Below are 18,314 nucleotides of genomic sequence, written 5' to 3' on the forward strand. Positions count from 1 at the left end.
GCGTTCGTCGTCGAGGCGCGCGGCACGATCGCGGCGAAAGGCATCGGCGAGCTCCATACGTGGTTCCTGGTCGGCAGACCCCGCGTGTCGGCAATTTGAGGCTGCCGCGGCTGGTCGCGAGGGGGGCGCAATCGGCTCCTCAGCCTCGCACACATTACGTGACCGCGGCCCCGGCCCCGGCAATCCTGCCTATGGAGGGCGTGCTCCGGGTCGAGCAGTCCGGTTCCGAAGCGCCGGATATCTTCGCTGAGCACCGGCGCCCAAATTCTAAAGCAGACGCTGGATCCGTTGGATCAGGTTGAGCGGGTCGTGAACCGGCGGAAGGATGCTGTGAAGAGGCTGACCGATAGCAGCTGACGTCAGCGCCGGGCGACAAATTAAAGAGGGACGCTTAGCGTTCCTCTTTGTTTTTGCGACGTGGGCGAAGGAACCAAGACTGCAGACTCCGGCTGCAGTCTTGGGCTTGGCATGGTCAATATCGCTCGGATCACCGACGAGGTGGTGGTGATTTTCCTCGACGGGGATCACGATCGAACTCTAATTATTTCGCGAGTGTACAACGCAGCTGAATTGACATAATTGTATCTATCAAAGTTGTTTGTTGTTGTTGTTTGTGTTGGTGGCCGTAAGCTCAATCCTTCAAAAACATAGATTTCGGGCAAACCCACGGCCTCCAATCGCTAATGAAGAAAACATAGCGATTGCTTGGCGTCGAATTCGGGTCACTTGCATCTGGCTTTCGCAGAATGCGAATTCTAACGGCCTTAGCAACCACGCCCGACTTTGTTCGCAAGGTCGCACTGTCCAGACTTCCTTCGACTGCTTCAAGGGAGCCAAATCTGTATCCAGCAGCCATGTAGAAGTGAGCAACGGCAACAACCAATAGACCAAATCCCGCGAACCCAAACGCGGCGCCTCCAACTGAGTCACCGGTCATACCAAAGTAAGCGGTAGCTCGCTCCAATGCGTAGCTACCCAGCAAGATGGATGCTAGACCCATGAATGCGTAGATGTTTGAGCGGTACTCAGGTCGCATTTGTAGCCTCCCTTCGCATTGTTCACTTGCCCAGTTGATTCCCCACTAGCCCCGCCGTTCCAGAGACGCCAGCGCCAGGTAGGCCAGCAAGGGCGCGCTGACCAACCTGGCTGGCAATTGAACCTGAGAAGCTAGTGCCCCAGGCACCCGGAGCCAACACGCCACCAAGCGCTCCACCGATCATCGAACCTGCAACTGCAGCACCATTCAAGCCCTTAAAGCAGGGATCACCGATGCCTTGCATTTGCCCAAGTAGGTTCGAGATACCCCCTGCAGCCGCGCGCAGCGCCATCTGTCCTGGCAGAGACGCACCAATCCATGCGCCAGTACCGCCGACAACCACGCCTGTAACAGCGCCCAACAACGCGCCACGCCAGACGATCCCGCCCGTAGCTGCCGCTCCCAAGCCACCGCTGATGCCCCCGATAATTCCGCCAGCAATTGCACCAGGGATGCCAAATTCGCCTGTTGGGTCAATGAGATTGATTGGATCGCCACCAACATAGGCGTAAAGATTGCTCCCACCCGCTAACCCGATCGGATCCTCGGCTACGAATCGACTGAATCGCGGATGATAGTAGCGCGCCCTGGAGTAGTACAGACCAGTCCCATCGTTCTCCCGCCCGGTACCGGTCGAGCAGTCCTGCGGTCAGCAGCGCGCATGCGCCGCTGCACAGCGCGCCCATCACGATCCGGCGCTCCGCGAGCGCATTCAACGCGTGCCGCGTGCGCGCATCGACTATCTCGCGGATGCGCGTGCCGCCGCACACGATCATCACGTCGGGCAGCGGAGCAGGCACGTCGAGCGCCTGCGTGGGCCGCATCGCGATGCCGTTGCTGGCTTCGACTGGGTGGCCGTCGATGGAGAACACCGTCCAGCGATAGTGTTCGGTACGGTCCACGTAATTCGCCACGCGAAGGGCTTCGATCGCATGCGAGAACGCGATCATCGAATACGACGGCAGCGTGAGAAAGCCGAAATGGCGCGGGCGTGAAGTGAGGAAAGCCGGGGTATCAGGCACGGTGGCAACGCCGGAAGGACGACGGGGTCGACTGGTGTCGGGCGACGCGCACCGGCCCGGATCGGGAACGGCGCGCGTCGGGACGACGGCCGCTACAGATCGAGCACGAGATCCGACGTGGGACGGCTGCAGCACATCAGGCGCAGCCCCTTGTCGATTTCCCGCTGACGGATACCGCCGTTGTGCTGCATGTCAACCGTGCCGTCGAGCACCACGGTCTTGCATGTTCCGCAAATGCCCTGGCTGCACGACGACGGCAGCGCGACGCCCGCCTTGCGCGCGGCCGACAGCACCGTCTCCGCGCCACTCATCGGAAAGGTCTTGCCCGACTTAGCGAGGCGAACCGTATACGTACGGACACCCGCCTCGGCCCCCTGTTGCGGCGCGTCGACCGCGTCCGCGGCAGGTTCGACCGTTTCGGCGAAATTGAAGCTCTCCTGGTGATAGCGGGCGGGATCATGACCGCCTTGCGCGAGCAGTGCCTTCGCGGCGTTCATGTAGCCCGACGGGCCGCACGTGAAGACTTCGCGGTCGCGATAGTCCGGAACGTGCTGTTGCAGGAGCTCGAGGCTGAGCCGGCCGGTCGGTCCGCGCCAGTCCGGCTCGGATCCTAGCACCTCGCAGATGTGGATCACCTTGAGGCGGTCGGCTTCCGCGCTCAACCGCTCGAGCTCATCGCGGAAGACGATGTCGGCGGGCGTTCTCGCGCTGTGCACGAAGACGATGTCGCGATTCAGTCCGAGGTCGATCGCCGCTCTCGTCATCGACATCAGCGGCGTAACGCCCGAGCCGGCGGACAGGTAAAGCACCTTCGCGGCTGGCCCCGAGGCCGGCGTGAAAATGCCGGACGGGCCGAATGCATTCAGCTCGCCCCCGGGCCGCATGGTGTCGTGCAGCCAGTTCGACATGATCCCGCCGGGCGTGCGCTTGACCGTGATCGTCAACGTGTATGGCCGCGTCGGCGGCGACGAGACCGTATAGCAGCGGCTGACCGGCACGCCTTCCACGTCGGCCGACACTGTGATGAACTGGCCGGGCTCGAAGCTGAATGGCCGCCCGTCTTTCGCGCTGAACACAAAGGTGCGGACGTCGTGCGTCTCGCCCCGCACCCGGCAGCACACCAGCGTCTTTTGTTCGCTGCTGTTCCACTGGACGTCCGCGCGTTCCCAAGTAGCGGGGTCCGCGAAACGGTCGGTCGCCGCGGCGGCCCGATCGGCCACGCAAAAGTTCTCTCTGACAGTCATGACGGTACTCAGATGCCGTGAGCTTTCAGGCGCGCGTCGTACCAACGTGCGAACTGTTCGAGCGCGCCTTCGGTATACGTCGAATACGGGCCCGGGACATAGGCGGGGTCCTGCGTGCCGCTATGCGTGATCCCGACGAGGTCGGCGTCCTGCCGGGTCGTGGCGTCCCACACTTCGGTCAGCGTCTTGACGTCGTAGTCGACGCCTTCGACCGCATCCGCATGCACGAGCCACACCGTGCGCACGACCGTCTTGTCCGGCGCGATCGGCAGGATGTATGCGACGACCGCGTGGTCGCTCATCACGTGCGTCCACGAGTGATGGGTCCACATATGCACGTCGCCGAGATCGCGGCGCGGCAGATCGCCGAGCAGCTTCGTACACGCGACCCTGGTATCCATCGTCTGCGATTCGCAGGCGCCGGCGATGACGAGCCGCTGCGTGCGGAAATTCGTCTGGACGCTCTCGTCGACCGATTCGAATGCCTCGCAGATATAGCCGTCGTCTTCCCACTCCTTCTTGCGCGCGGTATTGTGGGCGAGATACGCGTCGTAGTCGCGTAGCGATTCCTCGCTCTGGCCATCCGGGCAAAAGCCGAAGTCGTGCGCAAGGAACGATTGCGTAAGCTCCGGGTGCGTACCGCCGCAGTGATAGCACTCGCGGTTGTTCTCCACCACGAGCTTCCAGTTACCGTTCTCGACGATGGTCATCTCGTGCGCGATCTTCGTGCGCGGCATGTCGTGCGGCGTGAATCGCGGCGCCATCACCGTCTCGAGCTTCGAGAAATCCTCCGGCGCTTCGTCAGCAAGGCAGACGAACACGTGCGCGCCGACCACCTTTACGTGCACCGGGATTAGGCTGCGGCACTTCGTGTCGAAATCCCTGCCCATGTGCGTCGCGTGCTTCAGGCTGCCGTCTAGGTCGTACGTCCACTGGTGATACGGGCAAACCAGCATGCCGACGGTGGCCTTCGTCGCGCTCTTCATCAGGCGCGCGCCGCGGTGGCGGCATACGTTGCGGTACGCGCGGATGTTCTCGTCGTCGTCGCGCACGACCAGGATGGACGACTTGCCGATATCGACCGCGTAGACGTCGCCCGGCTCCGGCACGTCGGCCGTCACCGCGACGAAGATCCAGAGCTTCTCGAAGAACACTTCGACGTCCGTCTCGAACACATCCTGCCGGCCGAGAAGCCCGGCCGGCAGCCCGTGCCCGGGTTTGCGGCTGTCGAGCAGTTCACGGTGGGTCTTGAGCGGAACGGCGGACATCGTACACCTCCAATGGGGTTGATTTTCGCTATGCTTTTTTCAAACTTTGAGCGAAGTATTGGAGGGGCAATTTCACGCGTCAACGCGCTATATTTTCTCGGTCGCATTACTTTATGTTATGCAAGAACGCGCACGCCGCCGGCCCCTTGGTTAACCCGAATCCGCGCGTTGGAAACGCGCGAGTCGGTACGAGCCCGCATCGCAACATCGGCGACTTGACCGGTACAATTTGGAGACACACGATTCGCCCCGGCCGCACGAAAAACAGACTCAAATGACGAAAGGAACAAAAGGATACCGGCGGATCGTGCCGTCGCTGACTGCACTGGTCGAATTCGAAGCGGTCGCCCGCCTCGGCAGCTTCACCCACGCGGCGGCCGAACTCGGCGTGACCCAGGCGGCGGTCAGCCGGCAAGTGCGTTTCCTCGAGGAAACGCTCGACGTGCGCCTCTTCCATCGTCTGCACCGTTCGATCTCGCTGACGAACGAAGGCGAAATGCTCTATCTCCCCGTCGCCGAATCGATGCAGCGAATCGCCGGCGCATTCGACCGTCTGTCGACGGGCGCCGACCAGCAGGAGCTCGTGCTCGCGTCGACCGCATCGTTCGCGCAGTTCCGCCTGCTGCCGAGGCTGCCCAAGCTCAAGCACCTGAACCCGCCACTGAAGCTGCGGCTGACGACCCAGATGTTTACCGCGGACCTTCGTCATGTGGAAGTCGACGTCGCGGTGCGCTATGGAGACGGGAAGTGGGCGGACGGAACCTCGATCCCGCTGTTCGACGAGGAAGTGTTCCCGGTCTGCTCGCCGGCCTTCCTCAAGGAAAACGGCATGCCGGAATCCGTCGAGGCGCTCGGCGCGCTTCCGCTGATCGAATCCGACTCGACGTCCGAAGGCTGGATGGGCTGGGAAGCGTGGTTCCGCTCGGTCGGTCACCGCCCGGCCAAGCTAGACTACGCGCTGCGCTGCAGCCTCTACACGGATGCGGTACAGGCCGCCCGATACGGGCAGGGTGTCGCGCTTGGCTGGAGCCGGCTCGTGCACGACCTCCTGGCGACCGGCGAACTGGTCCGGATGCCGGTCGGATCGTGCAAGACGAGCGATGCCTATTTCGTCATCGTGCCTCACGGCCGTTCGTTGACGCCCGCGGTCACGCAGTTGATCGACTGGTTGCGCGAGGAACTTCCGGTCCGGTGACGCGCCGCGCAGGCGACGATCGCTGTCGCCCATCCCGATTCGAACGGCATCGGCATGATGCCGCCTGATTCTCCCTCCTCCTGTCGAACGCGACGACATCGCGGCCATCGTCAAGCATCGTCCTTCGCATGACTTAATGTAATGCGATCGTGAAAATATTGTGCGTTGACCGGTCTTTTCGGCGTTTCGATACTGACCTCAAAGGACCCCGCTGGCGCCCGGAGTGGCAAACGCGGCGCTGCCACGAGTCCGGAGGGATCCATAACGACGAACTGGAGGAGCAATGTCAGCGGTCAGCACGCTTCATGTGGCAACAACGATGCAAACGAACTGTATCGCCGGCGTTCCGGACGATCTGATTGAGCGCGTGCGCGCGTACCGCATCGAGCGGGTTCGGAACGAGCTCGTTCGGCGGAATTGCCCGGCCATCGTTCTTTACGACCCGGTCAACATCCGCTATGCGACGGATACGTCCAACATGCAGATCTGGACCGGGCGCAACCCGACGCGCTACGTGATCGTGTTTGCACACGGGCCGGTCATCGGTTTCGAGTTCCACAACTGCGATCACGTGTGGAACGACAGCACAATCGACGTCGAGCTGCGCAGTGCCACCTGCTGGAACTACTTCAGCGCGGGCCCGGAATCGACGCGCAAGGCCCGGCAATGGGCGCGCGAAGTCGCCGACCTGCTGCGTCAGCACACGCCGTCGGAGATGCGTATCGCAGTCGACAGGCTCGACCCTGAAGGCGTTTATGCGCTTCAGGAAGAAGGCGTCCGCGTGGCGGACGGACAAGCGTTGATGGAACACGCGCGCGCCGTGAAATCCGCGGACGAACTGCAATTGATCAAGACCGCCGTCGACGTGTGCGAGCAAGGCATCCGGCGCATGCACAACGTGTTGACGCCGGGAATCAGCGAACAGGATCTCTGGGCCCACCTGCACTACGAGAATATCCGGCTTGGCGGGGAATGGATCGAGACGCGACTGCTCGCGTCGGGGCCGCGCACCAATCCATGGATGCAGGAATGCAGCGCGCGGACCATGAAGCAGGGTGAGCTGATCGCGTTCGATACCGATCTGGTCGGCCCGTTCGGCTATTGCGCGGATATCTCCCGAACCTGGACGGTCGGCCACGCTCGCCCGACCGACGCCCAGCGCCGGCTCTATGCCGCCGCGTACGCGCAGTTGGTGACCAACATGGATCTGCTGCGCCCGGGCATGGCGTTCAGCGAGTTCGCCGAGCGTAGCTGGAAAATGCCGCAACCGTATCAGAAGAATCGCTACAGCTGCCTAGCGCACGGGATCGGCATGGTGGACGAGTATCCGTCCGTCGCGTACTACATGGATTGGGACAGCGCCGGCTACGACGGCACGTTCAAGAGCGGGATGACGTTGTGCATCGAAAGCTATATCGGCGCGGAAGGCGGCGACGAAGGCGTCAAGCTCGAGCAGCAGGTGCTGCTCACTGAAACCGGGTGTGTGCCGTTGTCGACGTTCCCGTTCGAAACGGACTGGCTTTAAGCAACCCGGTAACCGTTGCGCACGCATCCAATTTGACGTTCATCGGTTACATGCGCGCCATGCTCTCGTCACGAGCGACTTTCCTCATTACGTCGCCCACGAACCCCTAACTGAAATCGCAGAAACTTCGAACGCCAACGGCTTCCGAGCCGCGCGACCGCGTCGAATTCAACGAACGCGATCACGGACGGGGTCAGTCGACGATAGCATTTGGGCAGGTCGACGCAGGTCTCATTGACGGGGGGCGCCGTGTTATCGACCGATTTCGACGCCGGCATCGAGCCAGCCGCGCATCATGATACCGACCTCGTCGCGCAGCCACTGACGGAACAGCCGGTACTCCGGGCGCGGCTGCGCATTCCGGTGCGTGATCAGGTAATGATGGCGATCACGAAACACTAGGACATCTTGAACCGGCCGCACCAGCACGCCCTCCTCGATCTGCCGGTGCACGAGGTGGTGCCAGCCCAGCAGCGTGCCCTCGCCGGCCTCGGCCTGCGCGACGAGCAACCGATAGTCGTTGCTTTCCAGATACTTGTTCTCGGTGAGAGTATCGGTGCCGTCGCTCTGCTGGAACCAGTTGCGCCACACGCGCCAGTCAACGTGCTCGCAGACCTGCGCGCGACCCAGCATCGACAGGTTCAGCGTCGGGCGCGACAGCAGGTCCAGCGGCTTCAGCGACCGGCCATGAAAATGCCGCTCGTGAAACGACGGGCTGCACACCGGATACACGATGTCGTGAAACAGGGGCTCGACTTCGAACTCGGGCTCGCGCGGCGGATTCTTCGTAATGATCACGTCGGGCTCGATGAGCCCGTCGAGTTCCATGAAATGCTCGGTGACGATCACGTGAAGCCGGATATCCGGAAACTGCTCGCGAAACGCCGGCAACCGCGATGACAGCCACAGCGCGGAGAACGTGTGCGACACGCAGACCATCAGCGCGTGCCGGTCGGTGCGGCGCACCGCCTCCGCCGCCTCGGCGATGTTCATGATCGACAGATACGACGCGTTGTAGAGAATCCGCCCCGCGTCCGTCAGCGCGATATGCCGGCCGGTCCGTTCGAACAGCGCGACGTCGAGCGAATCCTCGAGTTCCTTGATCTGCCGGCTGATCGCGGCCTGCGTCACGCACAGCACCTCGGCTGCCTGAGTGAAGCTCTCGTAGCGAGCCGCCGTCACGAAACACCGCAGCGCGCGCAGCGACGGCATCTGCGCGAGGAGTCTGTCTGCAAATAGCTGCTTCTTCGACATGGCTTTCACTCTCAAAACGGAGGTCGGACGCTGCGTCGACGAACCCGTCGTCTGCAGCCCCACCGGCTGCCCGCGGGTCGTCTCATCGCAAACCTTTCAATTATCTGAATATTGCAGCTTGCGAGTCAGACTGACGGCTGGCAACGGCGGCGCCGGAGCGGCGTCGCGATGACGCCACTCTCGATAGAACGCCCGCCGCGCCGCCATTATCGGAAGCGATAATGGGGAATGCCGCCAATACAAGATGCGATGCGTCGTACGGTGAATCCAGCGGGCCTCCGTTGCAAAGTCGCCTGCCGGCTCGCAGCGCAGATGATTGCCGGTCCGCCAGCTAATTGGCGACCATGACACCATGGCCCCTCTTGCGCTATCTCTTGTCTTGCGCCAACACCGGATCGCCGAGGTTCACGGCAACCGCCATTCCCTGCGGCGCGGCGTACTCGGTCATCCGGCGGCGCGACAGCTCGAAGTGGTCGCGGACCAGTTGCCCCGCCGCGTCGGCGTCCTGCCGCTCGAGCGCATCGATGATCTGGTCGTGCTGGACGACGGCACTTTCGAGCGTGTGCTGCATCGTGTCCGTCGTCGGATAGCGGTAGAACATCTTCCCGAGCCGCGCGTGATCGATTAGCAGGCGGCGCAGGCTCGGCATCAGGTAATCGTTCTGCGCGATCCGGCCGATCTCGAGATGGAATTCGTCGTTGTAGAACACGCGGTTCGCGACGTTGCCGCTTTCGATCGCGGCGCGAAAATGCGCCTGGATCGTCCGCAGCCGCGCGATGTCGTCGGGCGTCGCGTTCAGCGCCGCCAGCTGGGTGGTCGCGATATAGATCACCGGCGCGGCAATGAAGAAGCTGCGCAGCGACTGGAAATTCATCGACGTGACGCGCGGCGCCCGATTCGTCTCCAGCTCGATATAGCCTTCCGCGGCCATCTGCCGGATCAGCTCGCGAATCGGCGGCCGCGACATGCCGAACTCGTCGGCCAGCGCCGCCTCGTCGATCAGCGCGCCCGGCGCCAGCTCCATGTTCACGATCCGGCGCCGCAATGCCTCGCCCAGGGCCGACTTGCGATCGACCGTTTGTGCCATGTCCGCCGGTGCCGACTCCCCACCCGTTCCTTTCATAACGCCCTCATCACTTTGAAGCGCGTACTATACGGCCCCGCCCCGGGCCATGGCTAGCGCTGTCCCCTGTCCCGACGGCCCGCACGCGATGCGTGCGCCGCCGCCTCTTTCCCGTTACGAAGCACTCGCCGCGACCGCATGCAATGCCTCGCGCCGCCGGTTCGCTTCTTCTCCGTCTCCCATCGCCAGCCGAGCGCCCAGACGCGTCGAGGGTTAACCCTCGATTCCCGCGATCCGATTGTTAGACTATAGTTTGTCTACTAAGTATAGTTTATTAGACGCACGGCAAAATTATTCTTTCCGGACAGGCGGATCGCGCACCAGGACACCGCCGCCGACGGCCCGACGCCATCGACCCGATCCCCGGCACGGCCAGGGGCTGACATCGCCAACAAGGACACGGACGCCCTCGCACGCGTCATTTCAATCAACGAGACACTGGATTCAGGAATGCTTAGGGTTACTTCGCCGACGGTAGAAGCGGTTGCACAGCCTCAACGCGATGCGCGCAAGGTCCGGGTCAGCGCACTGCCCGCCGACGACGAGGCGTGCGGCTGGTACCACACCAGCCCGCCGCGCGTGACGCGGCCGTGCCACACCGGCACCACGAAGGCACGCTGGGGCGTGATCGGCGCCGGCTTCACCGGGCTCGCCGCGGCGCGCCAGCTCGCGCTGAACTTCCCGGACGACGAAGTCGTGCTGGTCGACGCGCAGGAAGTCGGCTTCGGCACGTCGGGGCGCAATGCGGGCTTCGCGATCGACCTGCCGCACGACATCGGCGCGGACGACTACATCGGCGACATCGATACGGCGAAGACGACCCTGCAACTGAACCTGCTCGGCCAGTCGATCCTGCGCGCGCTGGTCGACGAACACGGGATCGATTGCCACCTGCGCGCGTCTGGCAAGTACCAGGCGGCGGTCGAGCCGCGCGGCGTCGCGGTGCTCGACGCGTACCGGCGCGGTCTCGACAAGCTCGGCCAGCCGTACGAAGTGATCGAAGGCAAGGATCTGCCCGCGCATATCGGCACCGGCTTCTACCGCAAGGGGCTGTTCACGCCCGGCACGATGCTGCTGCAGCCGTCGGCGCTGGTGAAGGGCCTGGCCGACAGCCTGCCGCCGAACGTCACGCTGCACGAGCACACGCCGATCACCGACGTCGAATACGGCGACAAGATCGTGCTCGGGCATGCCGGCGGCCGCATCGTCGTCGACAAGCTGGTGCTCTCGAACAACGCGTTCGGCATGCGCTTCGGCTTCCTCCAGCGCACGATGCTGCCGGTGTTCCTGTACGCGAGCCTCACGCGGCCGCTGACCGGCGCCGAGCAGGCGCGACTGGGCGGCCAGCCGTTCTGGGGCGTGATTCCGGCCGACCCGTTCGGCAGCACGGTGCGCCGCACCCACGACAACCGCATCCTGATCCGCAACAGCTTCAGCTTCAATCCGAATGGCCGCCCGAACGACCGCCATCGCGAACGCGCGCTCGCGCGCCACCGGCACTCGTTCGAGCGCCGCTTCCCGATGCTGCCGGAGGTCGAGTTCGATTACACGTGGAGCGGTTCGCTGGCGCTGTCGCAGAACCACAAGGGCTTCTTCGGCCAGCTCGCGCCGAACGTCTATGGCGCGCTCTGCTGCAACGGCCTCGGCATCACGCGCGGCACGGTGACGGGAACGCTGCTCGCCGACTGGCTGGCCGGTAAGCGCAATGCGCTGACCGATTTCCTGCTGGCGACGTCGGGCCCGAACCGCACGCCGCCCGAGCCGTTCCTGTCGGCCGGCGTCAACGCGACGCTCTGGTGGGGCCAGCGCAAGGCGGGCCTGGAGAGCTGAACCGGCCGCATCAAACGACCACCCACCGAATCCACGATTCAGCGATCGGGCGCCGCACGGATACCGCGCGCCCCACGGAGATCGCCCCATTCATCAGGAAGGAAGGAGACAATACACTATGGCAAAAACGACGGTATCCATCGAAGACGTACCCCTCAACGGATTTCACCAGCTGCTCACCGTGCGCTCGGGCGGCGGCTGGCTCATGGACGGCTACGTGCTGAGCATCATCGGCGTGGCCATGGTGCAGTTCTCGGCCGCGCTGCACCTGACCAGCTTCTGGGAAGGCATGATCGCCGCGTCGGCGTTGCTCGGCATCTTCGTCGGCGGCTTCCTCGGCGGCTGGCTGACCGACCTGATGGGCCGCCGCCGGCCCTACTTCTTCGGCCCCGTGATATTCATCGTCTGTTCGATCGCGCAGTTCTGGGTGCAATCGGGCGAGGCGCTGTTCGTGCTGCGCTTCATCACCGGCATTGGCGTCGGCATCGAGTACCCGGTAGCCGGCTCGCTGCTGACCGAATTCATGCCGCGCAAGTACCGCGGCCCGCGCCTCGCGCTGCTGACGATCATCTGGTTCTTCGGCGCGGCGCTCGCGTACATCGTCGGCAACGTCCTGCTCGCGCAAGGCGGCCCCGACGCGTGGCGCTGGGTGCTGGCGAGCCCGGCCGTGATCGGCGTCGCGCTGTTCCTGGTGCGCATCGGCACGCCGGAATCGCCGCGCTGGCTGCTCAACAAGGGCCGCAAGGCGGAAGCCGACGCGGTGATCCGCAAGGTGTACGGGCCGTCGTTCTCGATCCGCAACCTGCCGGAAGAGCCGGTCGACCGGAAGATCTCGCTCGGCGCGCTGCTGCACTCGGGCTATGGCAAGCGCATGCTGTTCGTGGTGCTGTTCTGGACCTGCTCGGTGATCCCGGTGTTCGCGGTCTACTCGTTCGCGCCGCGCGTGCTGCAGGCGCTGCACCTCGAAGGCGACTGGGAAGCATACGGTTCGGTCGCCATCACGCTGCTGTTCGTGGTCGGCTGCGCGCTCGCCACGCGCGTGATCAACACGCTCGGCCGCCGCGCGCTCGTGATCCACAGTTTCCTGTGGTCGGCGCTCGCGCTGCTGGCGCTCGGCGCTTGCTCGAACGGCTCTGCCCCGCTGATCCTCGTGCTGTTCGGCGCATACGCATTGCTGATCGGCGGCGCGCAGGTGCTGCAGCTCGTCTATCCGAACGAAATCTTCCCGACCGACATCCGCGCGTTCGCGGTCGGCATGGGCGCGTCGCTGTCGCGCATCGGCGCGGCGGTCGGCACGTGGCTCGTCCCGATCGCGCTGCAGAACATCGGCATCGGCAACACGATGTACGCGGCGGCGGCCGTGTCGTTCGTCGGCCTGCTGGCCTCGGTCGCGCTCGCACCCGAAACGGCATCGCTGTCGCTGCAGGAAGCCGCCTCGCTCAGTCATTGACACGCATTTCACGCACGCCACGCCCGTCGCGGCGTCGGCATTACCCACGCAACGCTTACTTTCATTCCAGCGGGAGCACACCATGCAGTTCAACGGCATCTACACGCCGGCCATCACGCCCCTGACCGCCGAAGGCGGCATCGACAAGGCGGCGTTCGCCGAGGTCCTCGAATACCTGATCGGCGCCGGCGTGCACGGCATCATCATCGGCGGCTCGACCGGCGAGTACTATGCGCACACGATGCAGGAGCGCATCGAGCTCGGCACGTACGCGAAGCAGGTGATCGGCACGCGCGTGCCGCTCGTGATCGGCACCGGCGCGATCCGCACCGAGGATTCGATCGAATACGCGAAGTCGGCGAAGGACATCAAGGCCGATGCTATCCTGGTCGGCTCGCCGCCGTACGCGCTGCCGACCGAGCAGGAAAACGCCGCGCATGCGATCGCGGTGGACCGCGCCGCCGACCTGCCGGTGATGCTCTACAACTACCCGGCGCGCATGGGTGTGTCGATGGGCCGCGAGTTCTTCCGCACGGTTACCGCCGCGTCGAAGAACTTCGTCGCGATCAAGGAAAGCTCGGGCAGCACCGCCCAGCTGCACATGCTCGCGCGCGAATTCCCGAACATCAGCGTGTCGTGCGGCTGGGACGACCAGGCGCTCGAATTCTTCGCGTGGGGCGCGAGCAGCTGGGTCTGCGCGGGCTCGAACTTCCTGCCGGCGGAACACGTCGCGCTGCACCAGGCGTGCGTGGTCGAGAACGACTTCCGCAAGGGCCGCCGCATCATGTCGGCGATGATGCCGCTGATGGATTTCCTCGAGGATGCGGGCAAGTTCGTGCAGTCGATCAAGTACGGCAGCGAACTCGCCGGCCTGCGCAGCGGCGGCGTGCGCGCGCCGCTGCAGCCGCTCGACGAAGCGAACAAGGCGACCCTCAGGCAGATCGTCGCCGACGTGAAGCGCGAGATCGCGGCGGTCGTCGGAGGCCAGGCCTGATGGCGGAACTGCTCAGCGCGTCGCAATACGCGGCCCTCGCGGCCGAACTGAAGCTGCCGACGCAGGCCTTCGTCGACGGGGCGTTCCGCCCCGCCAACTCCGGCAAGACCTTCGCGACGGTCAATCCGGCCACCAATCAGGTGCTCGCGCATGTCGCCGCGTGCGACGCCACCGACGTGGACGATGCGGTGGCACGCGCGAAGGCCGCCTTCGCCGACGGCCGCTGGCGGCAGCTGCCGCCGTCGCAGCGCAAGCACATCCTGCTGAAGTTCGCCGACCTGCTCGAACAGCACGCGCACGAACTGGCGACGATGGAGAGCCTCGACAGCGGCAAGCCGATCCGCGAATGCCAGAACATCGACGTGCCGGAGACGATCCACACGATCCGTTGGCACGCCGAGCTGATCGACAAGATCTACGACAACACCGCGCCGGTCGGCTCGAACGCGCTCGCGCTGGTGGTGCGCGAGCCGATCGGCGTGGTCGGCCTCGTGCTGCCGTGGAACTTCCCACTGCTGATGCTGGCGTGGAAGATCGGCCCGTCGCTCGCGGCGGGCTGCTCGATCGTCGTGAAGCCAGCGACGGAAACCACGCTGACCGCTCTGCGTGTGGCCGAACTCGCACATGAAGCCGGCGTGCCGGCCGGCGTGTTCAACGTGGTGCCGGGCGGCGGCAAGGACGTCGGCGAGCCGCTGGGCCGCCACCCGGACGTCGCGATGGTCAGCTTCACCGGCTCGACCGCGACCGGCCGGCGCTTCCTGCACTACGCGGCGGAATCGAACCTGAAGCGGATCGTGCTCGAATGCGGCGGCAAGAACCCGGCGGTCGTGATGCGCGACGTCGCGGATCTCGACGCGGTCGCGCAGCATGTGGTGAACGGCGCGTTCTGGAACATGGGCGAGAACTGCTCGGCGTCGTCGCGCCTGATCGTGCACGCCGACATCAAATCGGCGCTGCTCGAGCGCATCGGCGTGCAGATGCGCGAATGGAAGATGGGCGACCCGCTCGATCCGGCGCACCGCGTCGGCTCGCTGATCAGCAAGGCGCACTTCGACAAGGTCCGCTCGTTCCTCGACCAGGCCGGCTCGGACAAGCTCGACGTGGTGTTCGGCGGCTCGACCGAAAACGGCATCTTCGTCGAGCCGACCGTGGTGGACGGCGTGAGCCGTGACCACACGTTGTTCCAGGAGGAAGTGTTCGGGCCGGTGCTGGCCGTCACGACCTTCACGGACACCGACGAGGCGATCGCGCTCGCGAACGATTCGGTCTACGGCCTCGCGGCATCGGTCTACACCAGCAACCTGAACGACGCGATTCACCTGTCGCGGTCGATACAGGCCGGCGTGGTGACGGTAAACTGTTTCGGCGAAGGCGACATCACGACCCCGTTCGGCGGCTACAAGGCTTCCGGCTTCGGCGGCCGCGACAAGTCGATCTGGGCACACGACCAGTACACCGAGATCAAGACCATCTGGATCGACGTCCCGACCCGCGCCGCATAATCTCATCGACACGCAGCACCCGCATGCCGGCCGCGATCGCCACGCGCGATCGCGGCCGGTTTGTCGCATCTGCCGGGCAATCGGCCCGGCGCAACGTATTCACCCGGTATTGGCAGGAAACAGGCATGAACAGCAGGAACAGGGCGACGCTGATCGGATTCGTCGCAATCGTTTTATGGAGTTCGGTAGTAGGGCTGATTCGCGGTGTCAGCGACAGCTTCGGTGCAACCGGCGGTGCCGCAATGATCTACACGGGGGCGGCGGCGCTGCTGCTCGTGACGACCGGGCTGCCACGGCTCGGCGATTTCCCTCGCCGCTACCTGCTGTGGGGCAGCGTGCTGTTCGTCGCATACGAATGGTGCCTGTCGCTGTCGATCGGCAACGCGCACACCGCGCGCCAGGCGATCGAGGTCGGCATGGTCAATTACCTGTGGCCGACCTTCACGATGGTGTTCGCGATCCTCTTTCTCCGGCAGCGCGCGAACCTGCTGATCGTGCCGGGCGTGATCCTCGCGATGGCCGGCGTCGGCTGGGTGCTCGGCGGCGAGCACGGTTTCGACACGGCCGGCATGGTGGCCAATGTCGTCGACAACCCGCTCAGCTACGGGCTTGCGTTCGCCGGCTCGCTGATCTGGGCCGCCTATTGCACGGTCACGATCAAGATCGCGAAGGGCAAGAACGGCATCACGCTGTTCTTCATCCTCGTCGCGCTGTCGCTGTGGATCAAATACCTGCTCGACGGCAAGCACACGATCGTGTTCAGCTTCAATGCGCTCGCCTGCTTCGTGCTCGCATCGGGGGCGATGGGCTTCGGCTATTCGGCGTGGAACATCGGCATCATGCGCGGCAACGTCGCGATCCTCGCCGGCGTATCGTACTTCATTCCGGTCATCTCGGCCGGCCTCGCCGCGCTGCTGCTGGATGCGTCGCTGTCGCCAACCTTCTGGACCGGTGCGTTCTGCGTGTGCGGCGGCTCGGTACTGTGCTGGCTCGCGACGCGCAAGCGGGCGCCGCGCGCCGCCGCGTCGGCACAGGCGGAGCAGTGCCCGTAAAGGCATCCATAGGACATTCCCTAGGAAGGCAGCCTCGACGATCAGGGGTCGGAGGCTTTTGACGCCCAGCTATCCAGGTCATTGTGGCCGCAAACCGCGCCAATAATGGTGTCGCGGGTCCCCTCCCTTCGGATTCCAATTTGCGAACACTACACAACGCGCCTCGCATTACCAAAGGTATGGGAATGTGCGCAGAAAATGTAGCTTGAGGGGTCAATTTGGCTTGCTACGCTGCAATGCCAGGTCTCCTGTCACTGCTTTGAGCGAGAACATCGCACTTTCGGGCAGGCTGTCAGGCTGCAGGATGCTCCAAACGTAACCAGTCGAATCGCTTTGTCAGGGCGTGTTTGATCTCTCGCGCCGATTCTTGTCACATCCTGGAGTGTAGTGATGCTTAACCCCTCTAGAAAATGCTTTGCCACCGGCCTGACTGCCGTCGCCATGTTGTTTGCAAGCAGCCAATCGATTGCGCAGCAGGTCGTGAAGATCGGCGTGTCAGCCCCGCTGACCGGCGCCGGAGCTGCCAACGGAAAGGACATCGAGAATGGTGTTCGCCTCGCCATCGAAGAAGCCAATGCTCAGCATACAAAGCTGGGCGGGCAGGAGGTGCGCTTCGAGCTGGACTCCGTCGATGATCAGGGCGACCCGCGCATTGGTGTGCAAGTAGCCCAGAAACTCGTCGACGACGGAGTGGTCGCCGTGGTGGGCTACTACAACTCCGGAGTTGCGTTGCCCTCCTCGCCGATATTTGCCAAGGCGGGCATTCCGTTGATAGACCCGGCTGCCACGAACCCAGCCATAACCAAGCAAGGGCTGAAGAACGTCTTTCGTATCATCGCCACCGACGCACAGAACTCCGGCAATGCAGGAAAGTACGCAGTAACGGTCACCAAGGCGCAGCGCATTGCAGTGATGGACGACCGCACGGCATTTGGCCAGGGAGCCGTGGAAGAATTCAAGAAAGCAGTCATCGCGGCCGGCGGCCATATCGTTGCATCGGAATACACCAACGACAAGGCCGTCGAATTCAACGCGCAGCTCACTAACATCAAGGCGGCGAACGCAGATCTTCTGTACTTTGCCGGCCTTGATAACCAGGCGGCGCTCCTGACCAAGCGGATGAGACAACTCGGCATGCGGACGCAGTTCGTAGGAAGTGGTGGCATTGCCGACAGCATCTTCCTCGGAGTTGCGGGCAGTGCCGCAGAGGGCGCAATGGCGTGGGAGTATGGACGGCCTGTCGAGTCCCTTCCCCAAGGCAAAGCGTTTGCGGAAAAATTCAAAAAGAGATTTGGTGCGGATACATTGACTTACGCGCCATTCGCCTATGACTGTGCGTGGGTGGCTATCAACGCGATGAAACAGGTGAATTCCGCAAAAACGGAGGTATTCATGCCTGCGTTGCGAACTATTCAGTACGACGGCATCACGGGGAAGATTGAATTCGATTCGTACGGTGACCTGAAACACCCGACGTCGACGCTCTATCAGGTGAAAGGCGCCAAGTGGAAACCTGTGACGACTATCAGCGCAGAATGACTCACTAAGCGGTTATGGTTGAGCCGGGCGTCTGCCGATGAACGTGACCGCAGCCATTGACTGATGAGCGTCCTCTGACGGCGGTTACGTCGGTACGCGACGATGGCTGCAGTTCCGCCCTGCCATCCGCGATCGACCGCGCGAGAGGCACCGCGCAAATGCGAGCAGGGCATACTTGTGGATGTTCATCCGGCCGTGTTCCGGAAGGTTGACACCGGGCAATTTCACCATTCAATTCCAGTGCCGATATCAGAATCCCGCGCTGCGGCTTCGATCGTCT

The 18,314-nt window shown here is 63.7% G+C and carries 13 protein-coding genes and 1 pseudogene; 8 read left to right on the plus strand and 6 right to left on the minus strand.

Features of this window, described 5'->3' with window-relative positions; translation table 11 throughout:
• Positions 1-1,058: 1,058 nt before the first annotated feature.
• The 4 genes and pseudogenes from DIE06_RS31985 to DIE06_RS32000 form a co-directional block, all read right to left on the minus strand.
• Positions 1,059-1,637 (minus strand): RHS repeat-associated core domain-containing protein, encoded by a 579-nt coding sequence (locus DIE06_RS31985; RefSeq protein WP_124664897.1) that lies wholly within the window; start codon positions 1,635-1,637, stop codon positions 1,059-1,061.
• 4 nt (positions 1,638-1,641) lie between these two features.
• Positions 1,642-2,058: pseudogene (locus DIE06_RS31990) on the minus strand (DJ-1/PfpI family protein); the annotation flags it as partial.
• A 92-nt stretch (positions 2,059-2,150) separates the two neighbouring features.
• A complete protein-coding gene (locus tag DIE06_RS31995; RefSeq protein ID WP_185733522.1) occupies positions 2,151-3,302 on the minus strand; it encodes a hybrid-cluster NAD(P)-dependent oxidoreductase in 1,152 nt (383 codons plus the stop codon).
• Between the two features lie 8 nt (positions 3,303-3,310).
• Positions 3,311-4,570, minus strand: a complete 1,260-nt coding sequence (locus tag DIE06_RS32000; protein ID WP_124664859.1) for an SRPBCC family protein — start codon at positions 4,568-4,570, stop codon at positions 3,311-3,313.
• A gap of 274 nt (positions 4,571-4,844) precedes the next feature.
• On the opposite strand from DIE06_RS32000, the gene DIE06_RS32005 reads away from it, so the two are divergent.
• Complete coding sequence (locus DIE06_RS32005; RefSeq protein WP_124664860.1) at positions 4,845-5,765, plus strand: LysR substrate-binding domain-containing protein; 921 nt, start codon at positions 4,845-4,847, stop codon at positions 5,763-5,765.
• Positions 5,766-6,048: 283 nt separating this feature from the next.
• Positions 6,049-7,290 (plus strand): Xaa-Pro peptidase family protein, encoded by a 1,242-nt coding sequence (locus DIE06_RS32010; protein ID WP_124664861.1) that lies wholly within the window; start codon positions 6,049-6,051, stop codon positions 7,288-7,290.
• A 252-nt stretch (positions 7,291-7,542) separates the two neighbouring features.
• On the opposite strand, the gene DIE06_RS32015 is transcribed toward DIE06_RS32010, so the two are convergent.
• Positions 7,543-8,544, minus strand: a complete 1,002-nt coding sequence (locus tag DIE06_RS32015) for a LysR substrate-binding domain-containing protein (protein ID WP_124664862.1) — start codon at positions 8,542-8,544, stop codon at positions 7,543-7,545.
• Between the two features lie 367 nt (positions 8,545-8,911).
• Positions 8,912-9,631 carry a GntR family transcriptional regulator gene (locus tag DIE06_RS32020; protein WP_260433837.1) on the minus strand — a complete coding sequence of 240 codons (720 nt, stop codon included), beginning with the start codon at positions 9,629-9,631 and terminating at the stop codon, positions 8,912-8,914.
• Positions 9,632-10,294: 663 nt separating this feature from the next.
• Here DIE06_RS32020 and DIE06_RS32025 point away from each other — a divergent pair.
• The 6 genes from DIE06_RS32025 (at position 10,295) to DIE06_RS32050 (ending at position 18,034) form a co-directional block, all read left to right on the plus strand.
• Positions 10,295-11,497 carry an FAD-binding oxidoreductase gene (locus DIE06_RS32025; RefSeq protein ID WP_260433842.1) on the plus strand — a complete coding sequence of 401 codons (1,203 nt, stop codon included), beginning with the start codon at positions 10,295-10,297 and terminating at the stop codon, positions 11,495-11,497.
• 118 nt (positions 11,498-11,615) lie between these two features.
• On the plus strand, positions 11,616-12,947 hold the full coding sequence (locus DIE06_RS32030) for an MFS transporter (protein WP_124664865.1): 1,332 nt from the start codon (positions 11,616-11,618) through the stop codon (positions 12,945-12,947).
• An 82-nt stretch (positions 12,948-13,029) separates the two neighbouring features.
• Positions 13,030-13,941, plus strand: coding sequence for a dihydrodipicolinate synthase family protein (locus DIE06_RS32035; protein WP_124664866.1), 912 nt, complete (start codon positions 13,030-13,032; stop codon positions 13,939-13,941).
• A complete protein-coding gene (locus tag DIE06_RS32040) occupies positions 13,941-15,443 on the plus strand; it encodes an aldehyde dehydrogenase (RefSeq protein ID WP_124664867.1) in 1,503 nt (500 codons plus the stop codon). The genes DIE06_RS32035 and DIE06_RS32040 overlap by 1 nt, the downstream gene beginning before the upstream one ends.
• Before the next feature lie 125 nt (positions 15,444-15,568).
• Positions 15,569-16,495 carry an aromatic amino acid DMT transporter YddG gene (yddG, locus tag DIE06_RS32045; protein ID WP_124664868.1) on the plus strand — a complete coding sequence of 309 codons (927 nt, stop codon included), beginning with the start codon at positions 15,569-15,571 and terminating at the stop codon, positions 16,493-16,495.
• Positions 16,496-16,885: 390 nt separating this feature from the next.
• Entirely contained in the window at positions 16,886-18,034 is a 1,149-nt protein-coding gene (locus tag DIE06_RS32050; protein WP_124664869.1) for a branched-chain amino acid ABC transporter substrate-binding protein, read from the plus strand.
• The last annotated feature ends 280 nt before the right edge of the window (positions 18,035-18,314 follow it).

Origin of the sequence: Burkholderia sp. Bp8998 (assembly GCF_003854235.1) — a bacterium.
Taxonomy (GTDB): Bacteria; Pseudomonadota; Gammaproteobacteria; order Burkholderiales; family Burkholderiaceae; genus Burkholderia.

What these genes read in the sequence shown, in the direction of transcription:
- DIE06_RS32050 (WP_124664869.1), top strand. Translation starts at nt 16,886, where the DNA reads ATGCTTAACCCCTCTAGAAAATGCTTTGCCACCGGCCTGACTGCCGTC.
- DIE06_RS31995 (WP_185733522.1), bottom strand. Translation starts at nt 3,302, where the DNA reads ATGACTGTCAGAGAGAACTTTTGCGTGGCCGATCGGGCCGCCGCGGCG.
- DIE06_RS32020 (WP_260433837.1), bottom strand. Translation starts at nt 9,631, where the DNA reads ATGGCACAAACGGTCGATCGCAAGTCGGCCCTGGGCGAGGCATTGCGG.
- DIE06_RS32000 (WP_124664859.1), bottom strand. Translation starts at nt 4,570, where the DNA reads ATGTCCGCCGTTCCGCTCAAGACCCACCGTGAACTGCTCGACAGCCGC.
- DIE06_RS32030 (WP_124664865.1), top strand. Translation starts at nt 11,616, where the DNA reads ATGGCAAAAACGACGGTATCCATCGAAGACGTACCCCTCAACGGATTT.
- DIE06_RS32035 (WP_124664866.1), top strand. Translation starts at nt 13,030, where the DNA reads ATGCAGTTCAACGGCATCTACACGCCGGCCATCACGCCCCTGACCGCC.
- DIE06_RS32005 (WP_124664860.1), top strand. Translation starts at nt 4,845, where the DNA reads ATGACGAAAGGAACAAAAGGATACCGGCGGATCGTGCCGTCGCTGACT.
- yddG (WP_124664868.1), top strand. Translation starts at nt 15,569, where the DNA reads ATGAACAGCAGGAACAGGGCGACGCTGATCGGATTCGTCGCAATCGTT.
- DIE06_RS32015 (WP_124664862.1), bottom strand. Translation starts at nt 8,544, where the DNA reads ATGTCGAAGAAGCAGCTATTTGCAGACAGACTCCTCGCGCAGATGCCG.
- DIE06_RS32010 (WP_124664861.1), top strand. Translation starts at nt 6,049, where the DNA reads ATGTCAGCGGTCAGCACGCTTCATGTGGCAACAACGATGCAAACGAAC.
- DIE06_RS32040 (WP_124664867.1), top strand. Translation starts at nt 13,941, where the DNA reads ATGGCGGAACTGCTCAGCGCGTCGCAATACGCGGCCCTCGCGGCCGAA.